The 16,178-nt window shown below is 40.1% G+C and carries 21 protein-coding genes and 1 tRNA gene; 19 read left to right on the forward strand and 3 right to left on the reverse strand.

The features are described 5' to 3' along the window. From FN732_RS09600 to FN732_RS08455, 7 genes are all read left to right on the forward strand, one after another. Window positions 1-280, forward strand: a 280-nt coding sequence (locus FN732_RS09600) for a hypothetical protein (RefSeq protein WP_185954297.1), incomplete at its 5' end; no start/stop codon positions are given. A 1-nt stretch (window position 281) separates the two neighbouring features. Then, entirely contained in the window at window positions 282-770 is a 489-nt protein-coding gene (locus FN732_RS08435; protein WP_142936120.1) for a hypothetical protein, read from the forward strand. Continuing rightward, on the forward strand, window positions 767-985 hold the full coding sequence (locus tag FN732_RS08440; protein WP_142936121.1) for a hypothetical protein: 219 nt from the start codon (window positions 767-769) through the stop codon (window positions 983-985). Before FN732_RS08435 ends, FN732_RS08440 begins: the two co-directional genes overlap by 4 nt. Further along, window positions 982-1,149, forward strand: a complete 168-nt coding sequence (locus FN732_RS09605; RefSeq protein ID WP_185954299.1) for a hypothetical protein — start codon at window positions 982-984, stop codon at window positions 1,147-1,149. Before FN732_RS08440 ends, FN732_RS09605 begins: the two co-directional genes overlap by 4 nt. Before the next feature lie 137 nt (window positions 1,150-1,286). Further along, entirely contained in the window at window positions 1,287-1,517 is a 231-nt protein-coding gene (locus FN732_RS08445; RefSeq protein WP_142936122.1) for a hypothetical protein, read from the forward strand. 29 nt (window positions 1,518-1,546) lie between these two features. Further along, window positions 1,547-2,017 carry a glycoside hydrolase family 108 protein gene (locus FN732_RS08450; protein WP_185954300.1) on the forward strand — a complete coding sequence of 157 codons (471 nt, stop codon included), beginning with the start codon at window positions 1,547-1,549 and terminating at the stop codon, window positions 2,015-2,017. Continuing rightward, entirely contained in the window at window positions 2,014-2,775 is a 762-nt protein-coding gene (locus tag FN732_RS08455) for a metallophosphoesterase (protein ID WP_142936124.1), read from the forward strand. The genes FN732_RS08450 and FN732_RS08455 overlap by 4 nt, the downstream gene beginning before the upstream one ends. A 126-nt stretch (window positions 2,776-2,901) precedes the next feature. Here FN732_RS08455 and FN732_RS08460 read toward each other — a convergent pair. Next, window positions 2,902-2,988, reverse strand: a tRNA-Leu gene (locus tag FN732_RS08460). A 52-nt stretch (window positions 2,989-3,040) separates the two neighbouring features. Between FN732_RS08460 and proC the strand changes: the two genes are divergently transcribed. Genes proC through FN732_RS08475 form a run of 3 tightly spaced genes read left to right on the forward strand, consistent with a single transcriptional unit; the run spans window position 3,041 to window position 5,975 of the window. Further along, window positions 3,041-3,856, forward strand: a complete 816-nt coding sequence (gene proC / locus FN732_RS08465; protein ID WP_142936125.1) for a pyrroline-5-carboxylate reductase — start codon at window positions 3,041-3,043, stop codon at window positions 3,854-3,856. A gap of 1 nt (window position 3,857) precedes the next feature. Continuing rightward, the gene (locus FN732_RS08470; RefSeq protein ID WP_142936126.1) at window positions 3,858-4,592 is read left to right on the forward strand and encodes a UPF0280 family protein; all 735 of its coding nucleotides are present in this window, start codon (window positions 3,858-3,860) and stop codon (window positions 4,590-4,592) included. A 54-nt stretch (window positions 4,593-4,646) separates the two neighbouring features. Beyond that, window positions 4,647-5,975, forward strand: coding sequence for a TolC family protein (locus FN732_RS08475; RefSeq protein WP_142936127.1), 1,329 nt, complete (start codon window positions 4,647-4,649; stop codon window positions 5,973-5,975). Here the strand turns inward: FN732_RS08475 and FN732_RS08480 are convergent. Together FN732_RS08480 and pyk are read right to left on the reverse strand one after the other, a co-directional pair. Then, complete coding sequence (locus tag FN732_RS08480; RefSeq protein ID WP_142936128.1) at window positions 5,958-7,286, reverse strand: SLC13 family permease; 1,329 nt, start codon at window positions 7,284-7,286, stop codon at window positions 5,958-5,960. The genes FN732_RS08475 and FN732_RS08480 overlap by 18 nt on opposite strands. An 8-nt stretch (window positions 7,287-7,294) precedes the next feature. Next, on the reverse strand, window positions 7,295-8,695 hold the full coding sequence (gene pyk, locus FN732_RS08485) for a pyruvate kinase (RefSeq protein ID WP_142936129.1): 1,401 nt from the start codon (window positions 8,693-8,695) through the stop codon (window positions 7,295-7,297). 52 nt (window positions 8,696-8,747) lie between these two features. On the opposite strand from pyk, the gene thpR reads away from it, so the two are divergent. The 9 genes from thpR to FN732_RS08530 all read left to right on the forward strand — a co-directional run. Beyond that, complete coding sequence (gene thpR / locus FN732_RS08490) at window positions 8,748-9,296, forward strand: RNA 2',3'-cyclic phosphodiesterase (protein ID WP_142936130.1); 549 nt, start codon at window positions 8,748-8,750, stop codon at window positions 9,294-9,296. Beyond that, window positions 9,289-10,443 carry a DUF445 domain-containing protein gene (locus tag FN732_RS08495; protein WP_185954301.1) on the forward strand — a complete coding sequence of 385 codons (1,155 nt, stop codon included), beginning with the start codon at window positions 9,289-9,291 and terminating at the stop codon, window positions 10,441-10,443. Before thpR ends, FN732_RS08495 begins: the two co-directional genes overlap by 8 nt. A gap of 9 nt (window positions 10,444-10,452) precedes the next feature. Continuing rightward, a complete protein-coding gene (locus tag FN732_RS08500) occupies window positions 10,453-11,838 on the forward strand; it encodes a phosphoglucomutase/phosphomannomutase family protein (RefSeq protein ID WP_142936132.1) in 1,386 nt (461 codons plus the stop codon). A 12-nt stretch (window positions 11,839-11,850) separates the two neighbouring features. Further along, entirely contained in the window at window positions 11,851-12,744 is an 894-nt protein-coding gene (locus FN732_RS08505; RefSeq protein ID WP_142936133.1) for a KaiC domain-containing protein, read from the forward strand. After that, entirely contained in the window at window positions 12,741-13,190 is a 450-nt protein-coding gene (locus tag FN732_RS08510; RefSeq protein ID WP_142936134.1) for a TIGR00725 family protein, read from the forward strand. The genes FN732_RS08505 and FN732_RS08510 overlap by 4 nt, the downstream gene beginning before the upstream one ends. Then, window positions 13,144-14,406 carry a tetratricopeptide repeat protein gene (locus tag FN732_RS08515; RefSeq protein ID WP_142936135.1) on the forward strand — a complete coding sequence of 421 codons (1,263 nt, stop codon included), beginning with the start codon at window positions 13,144-13,146 and terminating at the stop codon, window positions 14,404-14,406. Before FN732_RS08510 ends, FN732_RS08515 begins: the two co-directional genes overlap by 47 nt. Next, window positions 14,394-15,221, forward strand: a complete 828-nt coding sequence (locus tag FN732_RS08520) for a hypothetical protein (RefSeq protein WP_142936136.1) — start codon at window positions 14,394-14,396, stop codon at window positions 15,219-15,221. The genes FN732_RS08515 and FN732_RS08520 overlap by 13 nt, the downstream gene beginning before the upstream one ends. Then, on the forward strand, window positions 15,222-15,722 hold the full coding sequence (locus FN732_RS08525; RefSeq protein WP_142936137.1) for a shikimate kinase: 501 nt from the start codon (window positions 15,222-15,224) through the stop codon (window positions 15,720-15,722). It begins immediately after the preceding gene. 154 nt (window positions 15,723-15,876) lie between these two features. After that, window positions 15,877-16,178 (forward strand): helix-turn-helix domain-containing protein (locus FN732_RS08530; protein ID WP_142933554.1); only part of this gene is annotated, 302 nt, incomplete at its 3' end.

Below are 16,178 nucleotides of genomic sequence, written 5' to 3' on the forward strand. Positions count from 1 at the left end.
GCAGAAGATAGCTCTGTTCATTGCGGGACAATATACAGAAGATGATGCAATCAAAGAACTCAAAGACAGAGGGCTTTCAGATGAAACCGTCCAGAAAATTCTTCCTTTACTCCAAAGAGGAGTAGAGATAGCCAAGATTCTGAATTGGAAAGAGGAAATCTGGGCTAAAGAGGCTGAACTTGAAAACCAAGTTGATTCTATGACACTTGAGGAACTACTACAGTTAGACGTTAAAAAGCTCTGTGAGGATACCTATTCCCAAATTCCTTTAGAGGTATGAGTTGAAACCTCTATGTTTTGTGTTTTTTGAGGGGTTAAGTCCCCTGTCTAAACTGATTAAGTTTTTTACCCGCTCCACGTTCTCTCATGTTGCTGTGTTTGATAAAGAAAAAGGATGCCTCATAGAAGCATGGGGGAATATCAAACACGGAGTTTACTGGCAGTATTCAAGTCTTAAAAAACATACAGAAGGAACTCCGTATGAAATCTACTCAATTGAGGTTAATAAGAAGCAATACAAGGAAGCAATGCGTTTCTATCGTTTCCTTGCTGATAGATGCTTTCCCTACAACTACATTGGTGTTATCGGGTTTGTACTACCTTTCTTTACTTCTAATGGAGGTTTTTTCTGTTCCGAAGGCTGCTATGAGGGATTAGCCTTCTCTGGGTTCGCCCCAAAAGAAGTTCCAGGATGGAAATTTAGCCCTGACGGGTTTTACAACTTTCTTCTTTCTAAAAACGCAAAGCTAATTGAGAGAGGTGAAGTATGAATGAAACTAAAAAGTGGTACGAATCAAAAGCCATTTGGGGTGCGGTGGTAACTATTTTCGCTATTGTTTTAGGTTTTTTCGGAGTTCAAATAGACGAGCAGACAAAGCAGGTTCTTATCAACGAAACAACTGCTTTTGCGAGTGCAGCAGCTGCGTTGGTTGGAAGTCTTTTAGCTATCTACGGAAGAGTTAAAGCGGAGAAGAAAATCAAATGAAAACTTTTCTTGAATTCGTTGAGATTTTGAAACTTGCTTGGAAGCTCTATAAAAAGGCGGGATACGAGCTATCCCGCCAGAAACTCCTTGAGGTTATAGAGGAAAGGGATGACAAGAAAACTGCTGAGCTTGTTTCTCATATCGTTCACGATGATGAGCTGTAGTACGGTACAGGTAAAGGACCCGCAAATTCGCACTCATTGGATGAAGAAAGGAGAAAAAGCCCCTTACGATGGAGTCTTACTCAATCCTTACACGTTCTTAAAGCTTCTTGAAAAAGCTCAATCCAGCGGAGTTCGTAATGGCTATTGACACAGAAAAGCTCTTACTTGAGATATATGGAACTGTTCAGGAAATAAAAGCAGAACTTGGGAACCTAAAAAAAGAACAGGCCAATCACGCCGACGGAATGGTTGACTTTGAAAAAAGAATATCACGGCTTGAAAGAATCGTTTATGCAGGAATAGCAGTTATAGCCATACTTGAACCCATACTAATCGAGATTGCCAAGCACTTTATAGGAAAGCTATGAGAAATTTTGATAAAGCTTTTGAGCTTTTAATGAGGTTTGAAGGCGGATACGTAAACGATAAGGATGACCCCGGAAGTGAAACAAAATTCGGTATTTCTAAAAAGCAGTACCCTAACCTTGATATCAAGAGCCTAACAAAAGAGCAGGCAAAAGAGATTTATTGGAAAGATTACTGGTTAAAAGCGAAATGCCCTGATTTAGAGGCTTACCATCCTAAACTTGCTATCTACCACTTTGACACGGCCGTAAATACCGGAATAAGAACTGCAGGGAAAATTCTCCAAAGGGCAATCAATAAACAGGGATTTAAGCTCTACGTTGACGGAATTGTAGGCCCAATTACAGTAAGCACTCTTAAAGAATGCCACATCGGAACTCTATTAAGAGATTATTTGCTCCAAAGGGAGCTTTACTATAAAGAAATAACCGATAAAAAGAAAGTTTTAAGGAAGTTCTTTAGAGGCTGGATAAATAGAACCCTGGAGCTTTATTTGATATGAAGTTCCTAACCTACAAAACAGGGAAAGAAGAAATAGAACTAATCCCTCTGTCAGACCTTCACCTCGGCTCTCCTGAAAGTAATTTAAGAGAAATAGAAAGGGTAGTCCGCTATATCCGGGAAAAAGAAAATGCGAGAACTATTCTCTTAGGCGATTTATTCGAAACTGCAATTATCGGAAGCAAGGGAGACCCTTACACAGCTGACCCTATCGAGACAGAGTTTAGAATAGCAAAGGAGCTTCTAAAACCAATCAAAGACAAAATCCTTGCAGTTATTTCCGGGAATCACGAAAGGAGAATCAGTAAAACAGTTGGGCTTGATATTATGAGGATGTTTTGTGCGAAGCTTGGAATAGAGGACAGATACTCTCCTAACTTTGTTGTTGTTAAGCTCCGTTTAAAGAATCTCTCTTATTTCATCGGAGCTCATCACGGAGTCGGAGGAGGGAGGCTAAAGGGTGGAAAGATAAATAACCTCCACAGGATGGGCGGAATTTTACCCAACGCTGACATAATCCTGATGGGACACACCCACGACTTCATTATGACCACGGATGTTAAGTACATTATAGATAAAAAGCACGATAGGATTAAAGAGCATAAAACTTATTACATCAACGTTCCCGCTTTCTTAAGCTACGGGGGTTATGGAGCAAGCTACGCCTATCAGCCCACAATCAGCGGAGCAATCAAAATAACTCTTAAAGACGGTTCCCAAAGTTCAAAGAAAAATAGGATAGAAATCAGTCAATTTTGATTGAGTGAAACTGGGTGCAAATTGGGTGCAAAACTGCACTCAAAAATTCCGAATAATTCCAAAAGATTCCAAATGATTCCAAATGGAGTTTTGGCGGGAAATCATTGGAAGGATTAGTTTAGACATTGGTGCCCGGGGCGGGAATCGAACCCGCACGGGCTTGCGCCCAAGGGATTTTGAGTCCCTCGCGTCTGCCAGTTCCGCCACCCGGGCTCTGTTGGAATTATAATATAGGCCTCTACTTAAAAAATGAAAGGAGATGGAGATGAATTTAAGAGTGGGCTTTATCGGCGGCGGTAATATGGCGGAAGCCTTTATAGGAACTTTCATCAATGGGCAAATTCTACTGCCGTCTCAGGTAATTGTTTCCGACGTAAGTGAGGAAAGAATAAGGTATCTAAGTGAAAAGTTTGGAGTAAAAGTTTCTTTAAAAAATATTGACGTTGTTACAAATTGCGATGTTTTGTTCTTAGCCGTAAAACCCCAGGTTCTTCCATCCGTTCTGAGGGAAATTTCACCTGTTGTTTCTCCAGCTCAAATTTTGGTTTCTATGGCTGCCGGCTTCCCAATTAGGAAAATCGAGGAGTTTGTGGGTGATGATAAGAAGGTTGTAAGAATCATGCCAAACATTTTAGTAAAGGTAGGTCACGGGGTCACCGCATACTGTGACAATCTCAGGCTCTTGGATGAGGAGAGAAGAACTGTAAAGGAGCTCCTTTCCCAAACCGGTAGAGTTGTTGATATTGATGAGAAGCTTTTTGACGCTGTTACTGCAGTTTCGGGGAGCTCCCCAGCTTTCTTCTTCGTTCTAATCGAGGCAATGTGTGATGGAGCTGTTAGGCTTGGACTGCCGAGGGATAAAGCGAAGGAACTTGTTGTGGAAACTTTAATTGGCTCTTCAATTATGGCAAGGGAGGAGAACCCTTCCCTTTTGAAGGACTCTGTTACATCTCCTGCAGGAACTACAATTGAAGGAATTGCAAAGCTTGAGGAGAAGGGATTTAGGTCATCGCTCATAGAGGCCTTAAAGTCCTCGTTTGAAAGGTCAAAAGAGATATCAAAACTCATTGAGGAGCTCTGACTTGCTCCTTCCTGAAAAGAGGTTCTACAGAGCTCTACAGAAACCTAAAGGATTTGTGAGCTTTAACTTGGTATCGGGGGAGAGCGACGTATGGATTGCCGTTCCTGAAGGGAGTTTTTGTGGGGAACTGAAAAAGGAGCTCCTTAACTACCTCATTTTAATCAGGGAACAGATAAAGAGCTTTATTGAGAAATTCCCTGAATTCTACAGGTCGTTAACACCCGTCAAAGTCCCTTTACTCTCCCCAAAAATTGTAAGGGAGATGGCGGGTGCCTCAAAAATTGTAGGTGTTGGGCCAATGGCGGGAGTTGCCGGAGCGGTTTCGTTATTTTTGGGAAGGAGAATTGAAAGTTTCGGACTGGAGGAGTACATAGTAGAAAATGGAGGAGACATTTACCTTTCACTGAAAAGGAAAACGGTTGTTTCAATTTTTACGAGGGAGCCCAAGTTTTTGGGGAAGTTAGGGGTGGAGCTCAAACCGGGGAAGTGGGGAATTTCCTCATCCTCAAGTAAGTTCGGCCACTCCTTAAGTTTAGGAAACGTACAGATAGCTACCGTAATTGGTGGAAACCCCATAGTTACCGACTGCAGTGCAACATACCTCGGGAACAGTAGAAGTATTGATGAGGCAAAGAGAAAGAGTGAGGAGCTTTTAAGGTTTAATACAGGTTGCATATCCCTGATAGAGGGTAAATTTGTCATTTCAGGAGAAGTTGATTTAGTAAAACTTGACTAAAAACAGATACCTAAGTATAAATTGATTGTAATTTTCGAATTAAGAGAGGATGGAATGAAGCTAAAGGCACTTTCTCTCCTAATACTCTTCGGTGCTGGGAATGCTTACGGAATTACGCTCTCCGATGCTGTTAAAACTGCCATTGAAAAGAACAACCTTATAAGGGCAAAGAGGGAAGAGGTTAAGGAGAAATTTTACGACTACAAGATGGCAAAGGCTAAGCTACTTCCAAGCGTAAACCTCTTTTCAGAGTACAACAAGACAACAGACCCACCCTACGCAGTAATGAACAGAATGGAAGTGAAAAAGCTTGACATGTTCAATACAAACTTCAACGACCCTGGTAAATCCCAGCTCTTTAAAACAGGCCTCGAGGTTAAGCTTCCTATCTGGATGGGAGGAAAGTTAAGAAGTGCCGTTTCCCTTGCAAAGAAGGAGGTAAAGGTTTCAAAGGAGGACCTAAGGAAGAACGAAAACGAGGTCATCTATAGCGTTGTGAAGGCGTACTACTCTGTTTTAACGGCAAAGGCTTTCGTTGAAACTGCAGAGTTGGCAGTAAGGGATGCAAGAAAACATGTAAAAGATGCAGAAGTAGTCTACAGGTCTGGTTTGGGTTTAAAGTCTGACGTTTTAAGAGCAAAGGTTTACTTAGAGCAAATGGAGGAGAATTTAGTAAAGGCTAAAAGTAATTACGAGGTTGCCCTAAGAGCTCTAAAGGTCTCAATGGGAGAATTCCCAAAAGGGGAGATTAATGTTGATGGTGATTTAACCTACAGGGAATATGACTTTGACCTTGACGACCTGATAAGAACCGCCCTAAAAGAGAGGCCTGAAATAAAGGAGATGGAGTTAAGGCTGTCACAGACAGAGGACTTGGAGAAGATGGCAAAGGGGAACTTTTTACCCCAGATAGGGGCATTTGGACAGGTCTTTTCTGCAGATGATACCGCTCCCTGGAACAAGGAAAACTCAAGCTGGGCTGTGGGAGTAAGGGCATCTTTAAATCTATTTAGCGGTGGAGAGAAATTCTACAACTTAAGGAAAAGTAGAATAGAGAGATTAAAGGTTAAGGAGTACAGGGAGCAGGTTAAAAAGGGAATAGCATTTCAGGTTTCAAAGGCCTACTACGATTTCCTCTCGGCCAAAAAGAGGGTTGAACTTGCAAGAAGTGCCATTAAGTCGGCTCAGGAGACCCTTAGAATTGTTGAAAAGAGGTATAAAAACGGACTTGCAACCATAACGGAGCTCTTAGACACACAAACAGCCTTAAACAGTGCAAGGAGCAACTACGTTTCTGCCCTATCCAACTACAGACAGGCAGTTGCTAAGGTCTACTACGAGACAGGAATTTTACGGAGTAGGTATTCAGAGCTTACAGAGTAAGTAAGCTACAAAAGTTATTGCAAGGGCAAAAGTAATATTCAGGATAAATCCCGTTTTAAGCATATTTTTCTGCTCCACTTCTCCCGTACCGTAGACTATTGCATTGGGAGGAGTAGCAACAGGTAGCATAAAGGCACAGGAGGCTGCAATTCCTGCAGGGATTGCAATTTCAACAGGGTTTATTCCTAAGGTCTTTCCGGCAGATATTAGAATTGGAACAAAAATTGCCGCCGTTGCCGTATTGCTCATAAGCTCAGTTGCAAAAATCATAAAGAGAACTACGGAAAAAACTATGAGAATCTGAGGAAGGGAAGAGACAAGTTCAACCAGAGAGTTCGCTATAAACTTACTTCCTCCTGTAATCTTTAGAAAGTGTGAAAGGGTTATTCCACCACCAAACAAAACGAGTGTTCCCCAGTCGGTTCCTTCCTCTAACTCCCTCCAGTTTAAAAGGTTAAATACGAACAGGAGGATGACTGCAAAAATGGCAACAACGGCATCGAAGTACTTCTTAACCCCGATAAGGTGAGAAATAGGCTTTCCAAAGAGCCAGAGAATAACTGTAGTCAAAAAGACAAAGAGAACTAAAATCTCTTTTTTCCCTAATTTAAATTCCAAGCTCTCCAAAGTGAATGAACCGGAAAAGTTGGGTCTAAAAACCAAGAGGAGAGTAACAATTAAAATGGGAAAAAGAACTAAAACTGTCGGAAGACCGAACCTAAGCCAGTCTGTAAATCCCATTCCCAACTCTGCTGCAGTGATTCCGTTTGGAGGACTTCCAACTAACGTTCCTATTCCTCCAACACTTGCAGAGTAGGCAACTCCCAAGAGAATGAAGTGTTTAAGTCTCCAGTCTGACTTTGAAGCTCCCAAGATTCCCAGAGCCAAGGGAAGTGCCATTGCAGTTGTTGAAGTGTTACTTATCCACATCGATATGAATGCCACAACTCCAAAGAGGAAAATGGATGAAGCAAAAACTGAACCTCTGGCAAGGGATACGATTTTGTAGGCTATTAACCTATCGAGTGAGTACTTTTGAAGTGCCGTTGCAAGTGCAAATCCTCCTAAGAACAGGAATATAATCGGGTGGGCAAACGAGGAGAGAGCTCCCTTAACAGAGTCTATTCCAAGTAAAACCCCCAAAACCGGAACTGAAAGGGCAGTGACTGAGAGAGGAAGTACCTCAAAAATCCAGAATACCCCTGCAAATGAGAGAACCAAGAGTCCCTTTCTAACGTTTAAGTCCCAACTTTGAGAAAATATGAGAAGGGAAAGGAGAATGAAGATTAGGATTCCTACCGTTCTCTTCACTTTAAACCTCACCTAACGGTTACAACCTTTAAGAGGTTTGTCGTTCCAGGAACTCCCGTTGGAGCTCCAGCAAGCACTATTATCCTATCTCCAACCTTTGCTATTTTTTTCCTTTTTGCAACCTCGATTGACTGGGAAATTATCCTGTCCGTTGAGTCTGCAGGTAGGGTTAAAAAGGGAGTTACTCCCCAAACCAAGTTCAACCTTCTGAAGGTTTCCCTGTCGTGGGTCACTGCAAATATTGGAACGGGAGGCCTAAACTTTGCAACGGCTAAAGCTGTAGCTCCACTTCTTGTAAAGGGAACGATAGCCTTAACTTTTACCTCCCTTGAGAGGTTGCAGGCAGACTTCGCAAGTGAGTCCTGAAGTGTTTTGGCAGGGAGTTCAGAGTACCTTTTGTACGGGTAGATTCTCTCAGCCTCATGAGCGACTTTTGTCATAGTTCTTACAACCTTTACAGGGTACTTACCAACAGCAGTTTCCTCCGAAAGCATTAGGGCATCAGTCCCATCTAAAACAGCATTTGCGATGTCCGTTACCTCGGCCCTTGTTGGCATTGGAAGGTCAACCATGGACTTTAGCATCTGAGTTGCAGTTATTACAGGTTTTCCGGATTCGTTTGCTTTCCTGATGAGCTGTTTCTGAATCAGTGGAACCTTTTCTATGGGGAGCTCCACCCCTAAATCTCCCCTTGCAACCATTATTCCGTCGGAGACTGAAATTATTTCATCAATGTTCTTAACAGCCTCAGGCTTTTCTATCTTAGCTACTACGGGTATGTTAGCCCCAAGTTCATTCAAGAGTTCCTTTAATTCCAGAACATCCTTGGCCTTTCTCACAAACGAAAGGGCTATTAAATCAACGCCAGCTTCAACTCCAAATTTAACGTCCTCCCTGTCCTTCTCCGTTAGCGCCGGAACCGACAGCTTTGAGTGGGGAAGGTTTACTCCTTTGTGGGAGGTTAGTGGGCCGCCAACTAAAACTTCGGTAACAATATCCCTCCCTCTCACCTCTTTTACCTTTAATCTAAAGGCACCATCGGCAAGGAGGATAATTTCTCCCTTTTTTACCTCCTTGTGGAGCTCCGGATAGTTAACTGGAATCTTTCCCTTCTCAGGTTCTCCAGTTGTTAGAACAACTCTGTCTCCCCTGTGGAGGAAGAGAGGTTCCTTTGGAAGCTTCCCAATTCTTATCTTAGGACCACACAAATCCATAAGTACTGGAATTGACTTTTCCGTTCTATCCTCAATTTTTCTCACAAGGTTTATTCTCTCAAGGTGTTCTTCCTTTGTTCCGTGGGACATGTTTAACCTTACAACGTCAAGTCCCGATTGAACCATTCTCTCAAGGACTTTTTCACTACTTGAGGCAGGTCCTAACGTTGCAACTATTTTTGTTCGTTTTTTCAAATTTCCCTCCCAACACTTTATATAAAATTATTCTAACTCTGGAGGTAGGAAATTGGCAAAGAAGAGGCTCTTTGTAGGAACGATGGTTCAAATTCCAAATCTCCACTTGGTTAAAGAGGAGATGGACAAACTTAACATTACCGGGAAGTGGGTTGAGAGGGAGAACCTCCATTTTACCTACAGATTTTTAGGTGAGGTTGAGGAGGAGAAAATTCCTCAGATTGGACTTGCCCTAAAGGGAAGATTGAAAGGGATTAAACCTCCAAAGGTAAAGTACAGGGGGCTCGGTGTTTTTAGAAACAGGGGAATTCCTAAAGTTCTTTGGATTGGAGTTGAGTCAGAGGAGCTAAATGAAGTAAAGAGGAGAATTGACCAGTCACTCATGGTTTTTGGATTCTCACCTGAAGAAGATTTTACCCCCCACGTTACACTCCTAAGAATTAAACACTTTAGACACAGGGGAAAGTTTAACTCGTACCTATTTAAAATGAAGAATTTCCTGTTTGCTGAAAGGTTAGAGAATAAAGTTTCTCTCGTCGAAAGTAAGTTAACTCCAAGTGGACCAAAATATACCGTTCTGGAGGAATTTATCCTTGGTTAACTACATCGTTCCGCCAGTTGTTGGAGCTCTAATCGGTTACTTCACAAACTACATTGCCGTAAAGATGATTTTTAAGCCCTACAGGGCCTACTACGTTTTTGGAAGAAGGGTTCCCTTTACTCCTGGTCTCATTCCATCAAAGAGGGAGAAAATCTCTGAGGCAATTGCAAAGGTCGTTAAGGAAAACCTATTAACAGAGGAGGTTATACGCTCCCGTTTAAACGAGGAGGAGGTTAGAAAGAGTCTGCTTATCCTCACTGAAAGGATGTTCTCCAAATTTGAGGACAGAGCTGAAGAGCTTTTTCTTACGTTTTTTGAGAGGTTTTCAGAAAGGGAAATAGGGGATTACGTTGATTTTTCCTTCATTGAAGGTGAGTTGGAAGGTCTTGTTGACCTAATCGTTCGTGGAATCAACGGTAAACGGGTTGAGGAGCTCCTTCCTGAAAAGTTTAAAGGAGAGTTGGAGAAAATTATAGATGAGAAGATAGAGGAGCTTGTTAATCTACTGATAGAGGAAGCAGAGAAACCTGAATTTAGGGATGTCGTTTACTCACTGATTAGGGAAAATCTTGAAAAATTGAGGGGCATACTGCCAATTTTGACTGACAAATTAGTTTCTTCTTTCAGCGAAAAGGCTACAGACTATGTAACGTCACTAATTGAAAGGAGCGCAGAGTCTCCAGAGTTCAGACTCAAAATTTCAAAACTTCTATGGACAAAGGTTCAGGAGCTCTTAAGAAAGGAAATTAACACAGACTCAAAAGGGTGGTTAAAGGTAAGGGATTTTTTAAAGAGAGCTCTAAAGGGGTATTTAGACCAAATAAGGAAAAAGAGATTCTCAGATGAGGAGAGGAAAAAGCTATCCTCTGAAATCTCAAAGTTTGTGGTCTGGTTTGTAGGTAGGTACAGAAAGGAGCTCTCAGAGATAGTTTCGTCGGAACTTTTGAAGGTTATTGAGGTAGAGCTCCCTGTAATAATGAAAGCCCTTGATATAGAGGGAATTGTTAAAAACAAGATAGACAGTCTCCCCATAGAAGAGGTTGAGGAGATAATACTTAAAATAATAAGTGAAGAGCTAAAATATATTACCCTTATGGGGGGAATTTTAGGGTTTTTCATTGGAGCTTTACAGATATTTTTTATTTAAGGAGGAATCGTGATTAAGTTCGGTACGGATGGTTGGAGAGGGGTAATTTCTAAGGATTTTACCTTCGAAAACCTAAAAAGGGTAACAATGGCACACGGTGAAGTCCTGAAAAAGGACGGAGCTAAAAGGGTAGTTGTAGGTTACGATTTAAGGTTTCTATCTGAGGAGTATGGAAAGTTTGTTGCAGAAACCCTTGCTGGAATGGGCTTTGATGTCTATCTCTCAGATACATTTTCGCCCACACCTGCTGTTTCCTACAACACAAAGTACGGAAATTTTGACAACGGAATCGTTATCACAGCCTCACACAACTATGGAAAGTACAACGGGTACAAGGTTAAGGAGTCGTTCGGAGGTGCAGCAAGAACGGAGTTCACAAACAGGATAGAGGAGGAAATTCCAAAAGTTGAAGGAAAGGAGAGACCAACAGGAAAGTTTAAGAGATTGGATTTAATAACTCCCTACGTTGAGGGAGTGAGAGGACAGGTAGAGCTCTCCCTGTTTAAAGAGAAGTCAGTAAAGATTGTTCACGACCCAATGTACGGTGCACAGCAGGGACTCCTCTTCAGAGCTCTCCTTGGAACAAAGTCTGAGATTACAGAGATTCACTCCTACAGGGACCCTCTTTTTGGGGGTAAACACCCAGAGCCGATAGTTGAAGAAAACATAACTACGCTGAAGGAGAAGGTCAGAGCTCTCAAAGCGGACATAGGAATAGCCCACGATGGAGATGGGGACAGGGTTGGTATTGTTGATGAAAACGGAAACTTTGTTAATTCCCAGATAGTTTATGCTCTCCTTCTCCTTCACGTTGTGAGAAACAGGGGAAAGAGGGATGGAATTGTTGCAAAGACTGTGAGTACGGGATACTTGGTCGATAGGGTCTGCAGGAAGTTGGGGCTGGAGTTGGTTGAAGTTCCTGTCGGATTTAAGAACATTTCCGAATTGGTTGTTAGAGAAAAGGTTCTCTTCGGTGGGGAGGAGAGTGGAGGATATGCACTTATAGATTATCTACCCGAAAGGGATGGCCTTTTAATGGGTCTCTTTATTGTTGAGAAAATGCTTGCAGAGGAAAAGACAGTCTCTCAGATGGTTGAAGACCTGTTTAGCGAGTTTGGAACTGCGTACTACAAGAGAATTGACCTACCTGTGAAGGAGGAGGAGAGAAGAGCACTTGAAAGGATAAGGGAAAAACCTCCAAAAGAGTGGGAAGGTCTAAAGGTTGATAGGGTCTTAACGATTGATGGAGTTAAAATCATATTCGAGAATGATTCGTGGATTCTCTTCAGGCCTTCAGGTACAGAACCGGTCTTTAGAGTTTATGCAGAGACTCCAAGTAGAGAGGTAACTGAAAAACTCCTAAACTGGGGAGTAGGCTTGATAAAAAATAGTTAGTAGGAGGGAGAGATGGCAGAGGGATACAGCTACAGTGAAAGACAGCCCCAAGTTATGAAGGACTACGTCTATGTTTTAGGAGAGGCTGTTAAGAGAGCTCCGGAAATTCGGGGAGTTCCTTCGGGTGTTAAGGGGTTGGATGACCTGTTTTTCAAGGTTGAAATGGAGGATGGAAAGCCCGTTAGAAAGCCTTTAGGTGGAATTCCAGAGTACGCCGTTGTAAACCTTACAGGTATGCCTGATACCGGAAAGAGCTTAATGGCAGAACAGTTTGCTGTTAAGCAGGCATCAATGGGACAAAAGGTGTGCTTCATTACGGTTGAGAGCCCTGCCACCTTTGTTGCTGCAGGTTTAAGGGAAAGGGCTACTGCAATGAGAATAGACTTTGATGAGATTGAGGACAACATAATCCTGATTGATGCAGCAAGCAACTCACGGTTAAGGGATGACATCCCTACAATGCTTGATACGCTTGCATATGTTTACAGGACCTACCACTGTCACAGGACTGTTATTGATTCAATCACGGGGCTATACGAGGCTAAGGAAATGTTGGCCCGTTCAATCGTCAGGGCATTTTTCAACTTTATGAAGAAGTGGTATCAAACGGCAATCTTCGTTTCTCAGAAGAGGAGCGGACACGACGAACTTTCAGCTGAGGCAGCAGGTGGATACGCCGTAGGCCATATAGTTGATTGCACCATGGTTCTCTCAAAGGAGATTCTCCTTTCAGCTTCGAGGGCAAGGGAGTTTAAAAAGGAGCTTGGAGATATCGTTAGGCTATTCAGGATTGATGGTTGCCGTCTCTGTGGTCACGATACGAGGTTACACCTCATGGAAATAACCGAGTTAGGACTTGTGGAGGTTAAAGAACCCTTAGTCGAATACTTAAAGAGGAAAAGGTGAGAGTAGTTTCCGTTATAGGTGATGGGAGAGCTCCTGAGGGGAGCTCCCTTTACGAAACTGCCTACCAGGCAGGAAAGCTCATAGCGGAAAAGGGCTACATTCTCGTAACCGGCGGACTTTTTGGAGTTATGGAGGGAGCAAGTAAGGGAGCAAAGGAGGGAGGGGGCATAACTGTCGGAATACTTCCTCACTATGACACTGTTTCAAATCCCTATGTTGATATTAAAATTCCGACTGGATTGGGACATGCAAGAAACGTTTTAGTTGTTTCAAGTGCTTCATCTGTCGTTGTTGCTATTGGAGGAAGTTTTGGTACGCTGAGTGAAATAGGTCATGCATTAAAATTGGGAAAGAAAGTTGTTGCTTTCCGAAGTTGGGATTTGGGAGAGTTCAAAAACTATGAAAGTCCTAACGAATTTATTAATTGTCTTAACTCTGTTCTTTAACTCTGCATTTGCAGTAGGTCAAAATAAAAATTTTAGCTCCATGACTCTAGATAAAGCCATTCTAAAATTGGAAAATGATATACGAGAAGGAAAAAATAAACAAATTTTGAAAAGAGATGTAAAAAATATTTTGAATATAAAGAGTAAATTACCAATCTACTATGTTCCTGAGATTAACTATTTACTAAAAGAGAAAATAGAACCACTACCTGAATCAGATTTAACCCTTTTAAAAGAGGTATTGAGAGTAGTACTATCTGCTATTAATGGGATAAAAGTTTTTTTATTTACAGTATCCTTTTTAACTCTGGTTCTTTTCTTTCAATCTGTAAGATTACGGAATATATATAAATTAATTTTAACAATTTTATCTGTAAGTTTACTTATTTTGTCTAGTTTTAATACCAACCTAAGTTTAACAATTTTTGGAATAATTCCGATACTTTTGTACAGACTTAGGAAGATAAAGTTTTTTTCTTCTTCTTTATTGTTTGTCCTACTTTTTATTATCCTACAAATTCTAGGAAATCAGATAATTAACTTAAGCTTAAATAACAAATTTCTATACGAAATTAAAGTTAAAAGAGATGGATATGCACCGAAATTTCTCATAAAGGATTCTTTTAAAAAGAAAAATGAGTACATATTGGAGGAAGTTACAAACGGCATAGCGTTGGGAAATCTGGATTTAGTGAAAAAACTTAAACATTTGAAGTTAGATTCTCCAAATCTTAAACAGATATATCTTAACGATTTAGGATATGTAACCTTTCAAAGAGGAAACTATAAAGCAGCTCTGAATTATTTCACAGAAGCGCTATCTCTCAGGGAAAATGAAAGTATTTTGTACAACTTATACTTAACTTACTCCTCTCTTTTAGAGTTAGATAAAGCAGAAGCGATAAAAAATACTTTACTTACCAGAAAGATTGATATTTCTACTTTACCTTCGGTACCTATTCTAATACACGTTCCAAGTAACTATAAAGTTTTCACTTTTTCTTTCTCTTATTTTCTTTTTCTTATTATAGGATTGATTTTAGGTACCATAATATCTTTGATTTCTCCCCTTCGAAGAGAAGAAATAAATTATAATGTACTAACTTTAGTAGGAATGAAAATATTTATTGAGGAAAAAATATTTCCCTTTTTAATTCTGTCTCTTCTTTCATTTTTAGTAAATTTTATACTGGGGATGGTGGTTTGCCAAAGTTGAAAGGCAGTATAAAAAAAATTGAAGACCTATTACTTTTGATAGATTTAACGAAAAGCGGTAAGATTGTGTTAAAACTACCATATCTCAATAGAAGTTTAATTTTGTGTGTTGAAAATAACAAGATTTATATTCTCAATAACTTAGAAAAGAAAGAACCAGAAGAATTTATTCAAATGTTTGTTGAAGAATGGTTGCACAGTTCGTTGAACCTATTTTTCGAAAACAATCCGGAGGAATCATGTCCTGATAATGTAGATAAGTATTTAACTAAAGAAAAACTTAAGGAACTTCTCACAACCCCCTTACTAGGAGAAATAAAAAAACTTCCTAAGCTATTTGAAATAGCGGAGATTAACTCTGAGAATGTACCAGCCTTTCTAAAGTTTCATTATGCTTTAAAAAAGCCCTTAACCATTCAAGTTTTACATTCTAACAATCTCACTCTTATTGATTTAATTAAACTTTTAAAAAGTGGAAGTATAAGGATAGAACCGGTTGATAAAATTGATAGTTTTCCAAAGTTTATAAGTGTTATTCTATCTTTAGTATTAGTGATGTCAATTTTGCTTTACACATTGCCAGTTAATTACAACAAGTTTGCTATTTTAAACTTAAACAAAGTAGAAAATATAGTCCTTAGAAATAAAGTATTATCCAAGAAAATACAAACTATTGATGGTTGTATGAGAACCAAGTATATCTTTAATAGAAATAGAAACTCTATAATATTGGAAGATGTAATGGGGAAAAAATTAATCGAGAGAAAGTTACCAGATAAAGATTACACTCCTATCTTTGCTATACCGGAGAAATAGATGAAAGTCACACTTGTTGGCTTCATGGGAGCTGGAAAAACAACCATAGGCAAACTGTTAAGTGAAAGATTGAAAACGCCATTTTTGGATTTAGATGAGTTAATAGTAGAACAGGTTGGAATGTCCATACCGGAAATTTTTAAGAAAAAGGGAGAAAACGAATTTCGAAAGATAGAAAGTTCAATATTAAAGGAACTCCTTTATCAAAATAGAAGTTTTGTTCTATCGACTGGAGGAGGAACTCCAACATATCTTAACAATATGGAGTTAATTAATCAAAATTCCATCTCAGTATTTCTTAGAACAGATTTTAAAACTACTTGGAGGAGAATATCATCAGATGAGAATAGACCATTAGTTCTCCTTGGAAAGGAGAAACTCCTCAAACTTTACTTAAAAAGACTACCTTTTTACTTCAAAGCAAAGCTCATAATTGATGCCACTTTCCTTTCCCCTGTAGATACTGTTCTAAACATTATAAAGGTTTTAAAATCTTGTTGAAGTTTAGAAAAGTGGACACCCTAAATATCATTTGAACCTTAATAAAAGGAGGCTCTCACCATGTATTGAACGAGAACAATTTCTGTTGAAGTTCAGAAAGAAGGTGGACACCCTAAAATAAGATTTAAACTCCAACAAAAGGAGGTGTCCACCAATGAAACAATTAAAGAAATTCAAAGGAACATCCCTGCACATATCAAATACACCCTTCAAAAAAACAATCAAAAGAGGAACGAAAATCAAAACCAAACTCGACCTAACAAAAGACCCAAACGTGAGAAAAAGACTTAAATGGATTCAACACTACGAAAAACACCAAAATGCAAGACTAACCTGCAGATACTTCGGAATAAGTCCAACCACCTTCTACAAATGGAAAAATAGATACAAAAAGTACGGTTTAGAAGGCCTCAAAGACAGAAACAAAAGACCTCACAGAGTAAGACAACCTCAGAT

Source organism: Balnearium lithotrophicum (assembly GCF_900182585.1).
Classification (GTDB): Bacteria; Aquificota; Aquificia; order Desulfurobacteriales; family Desulfurobacteriaceae; genus Balnearium; species Balnearium lithotrophicum.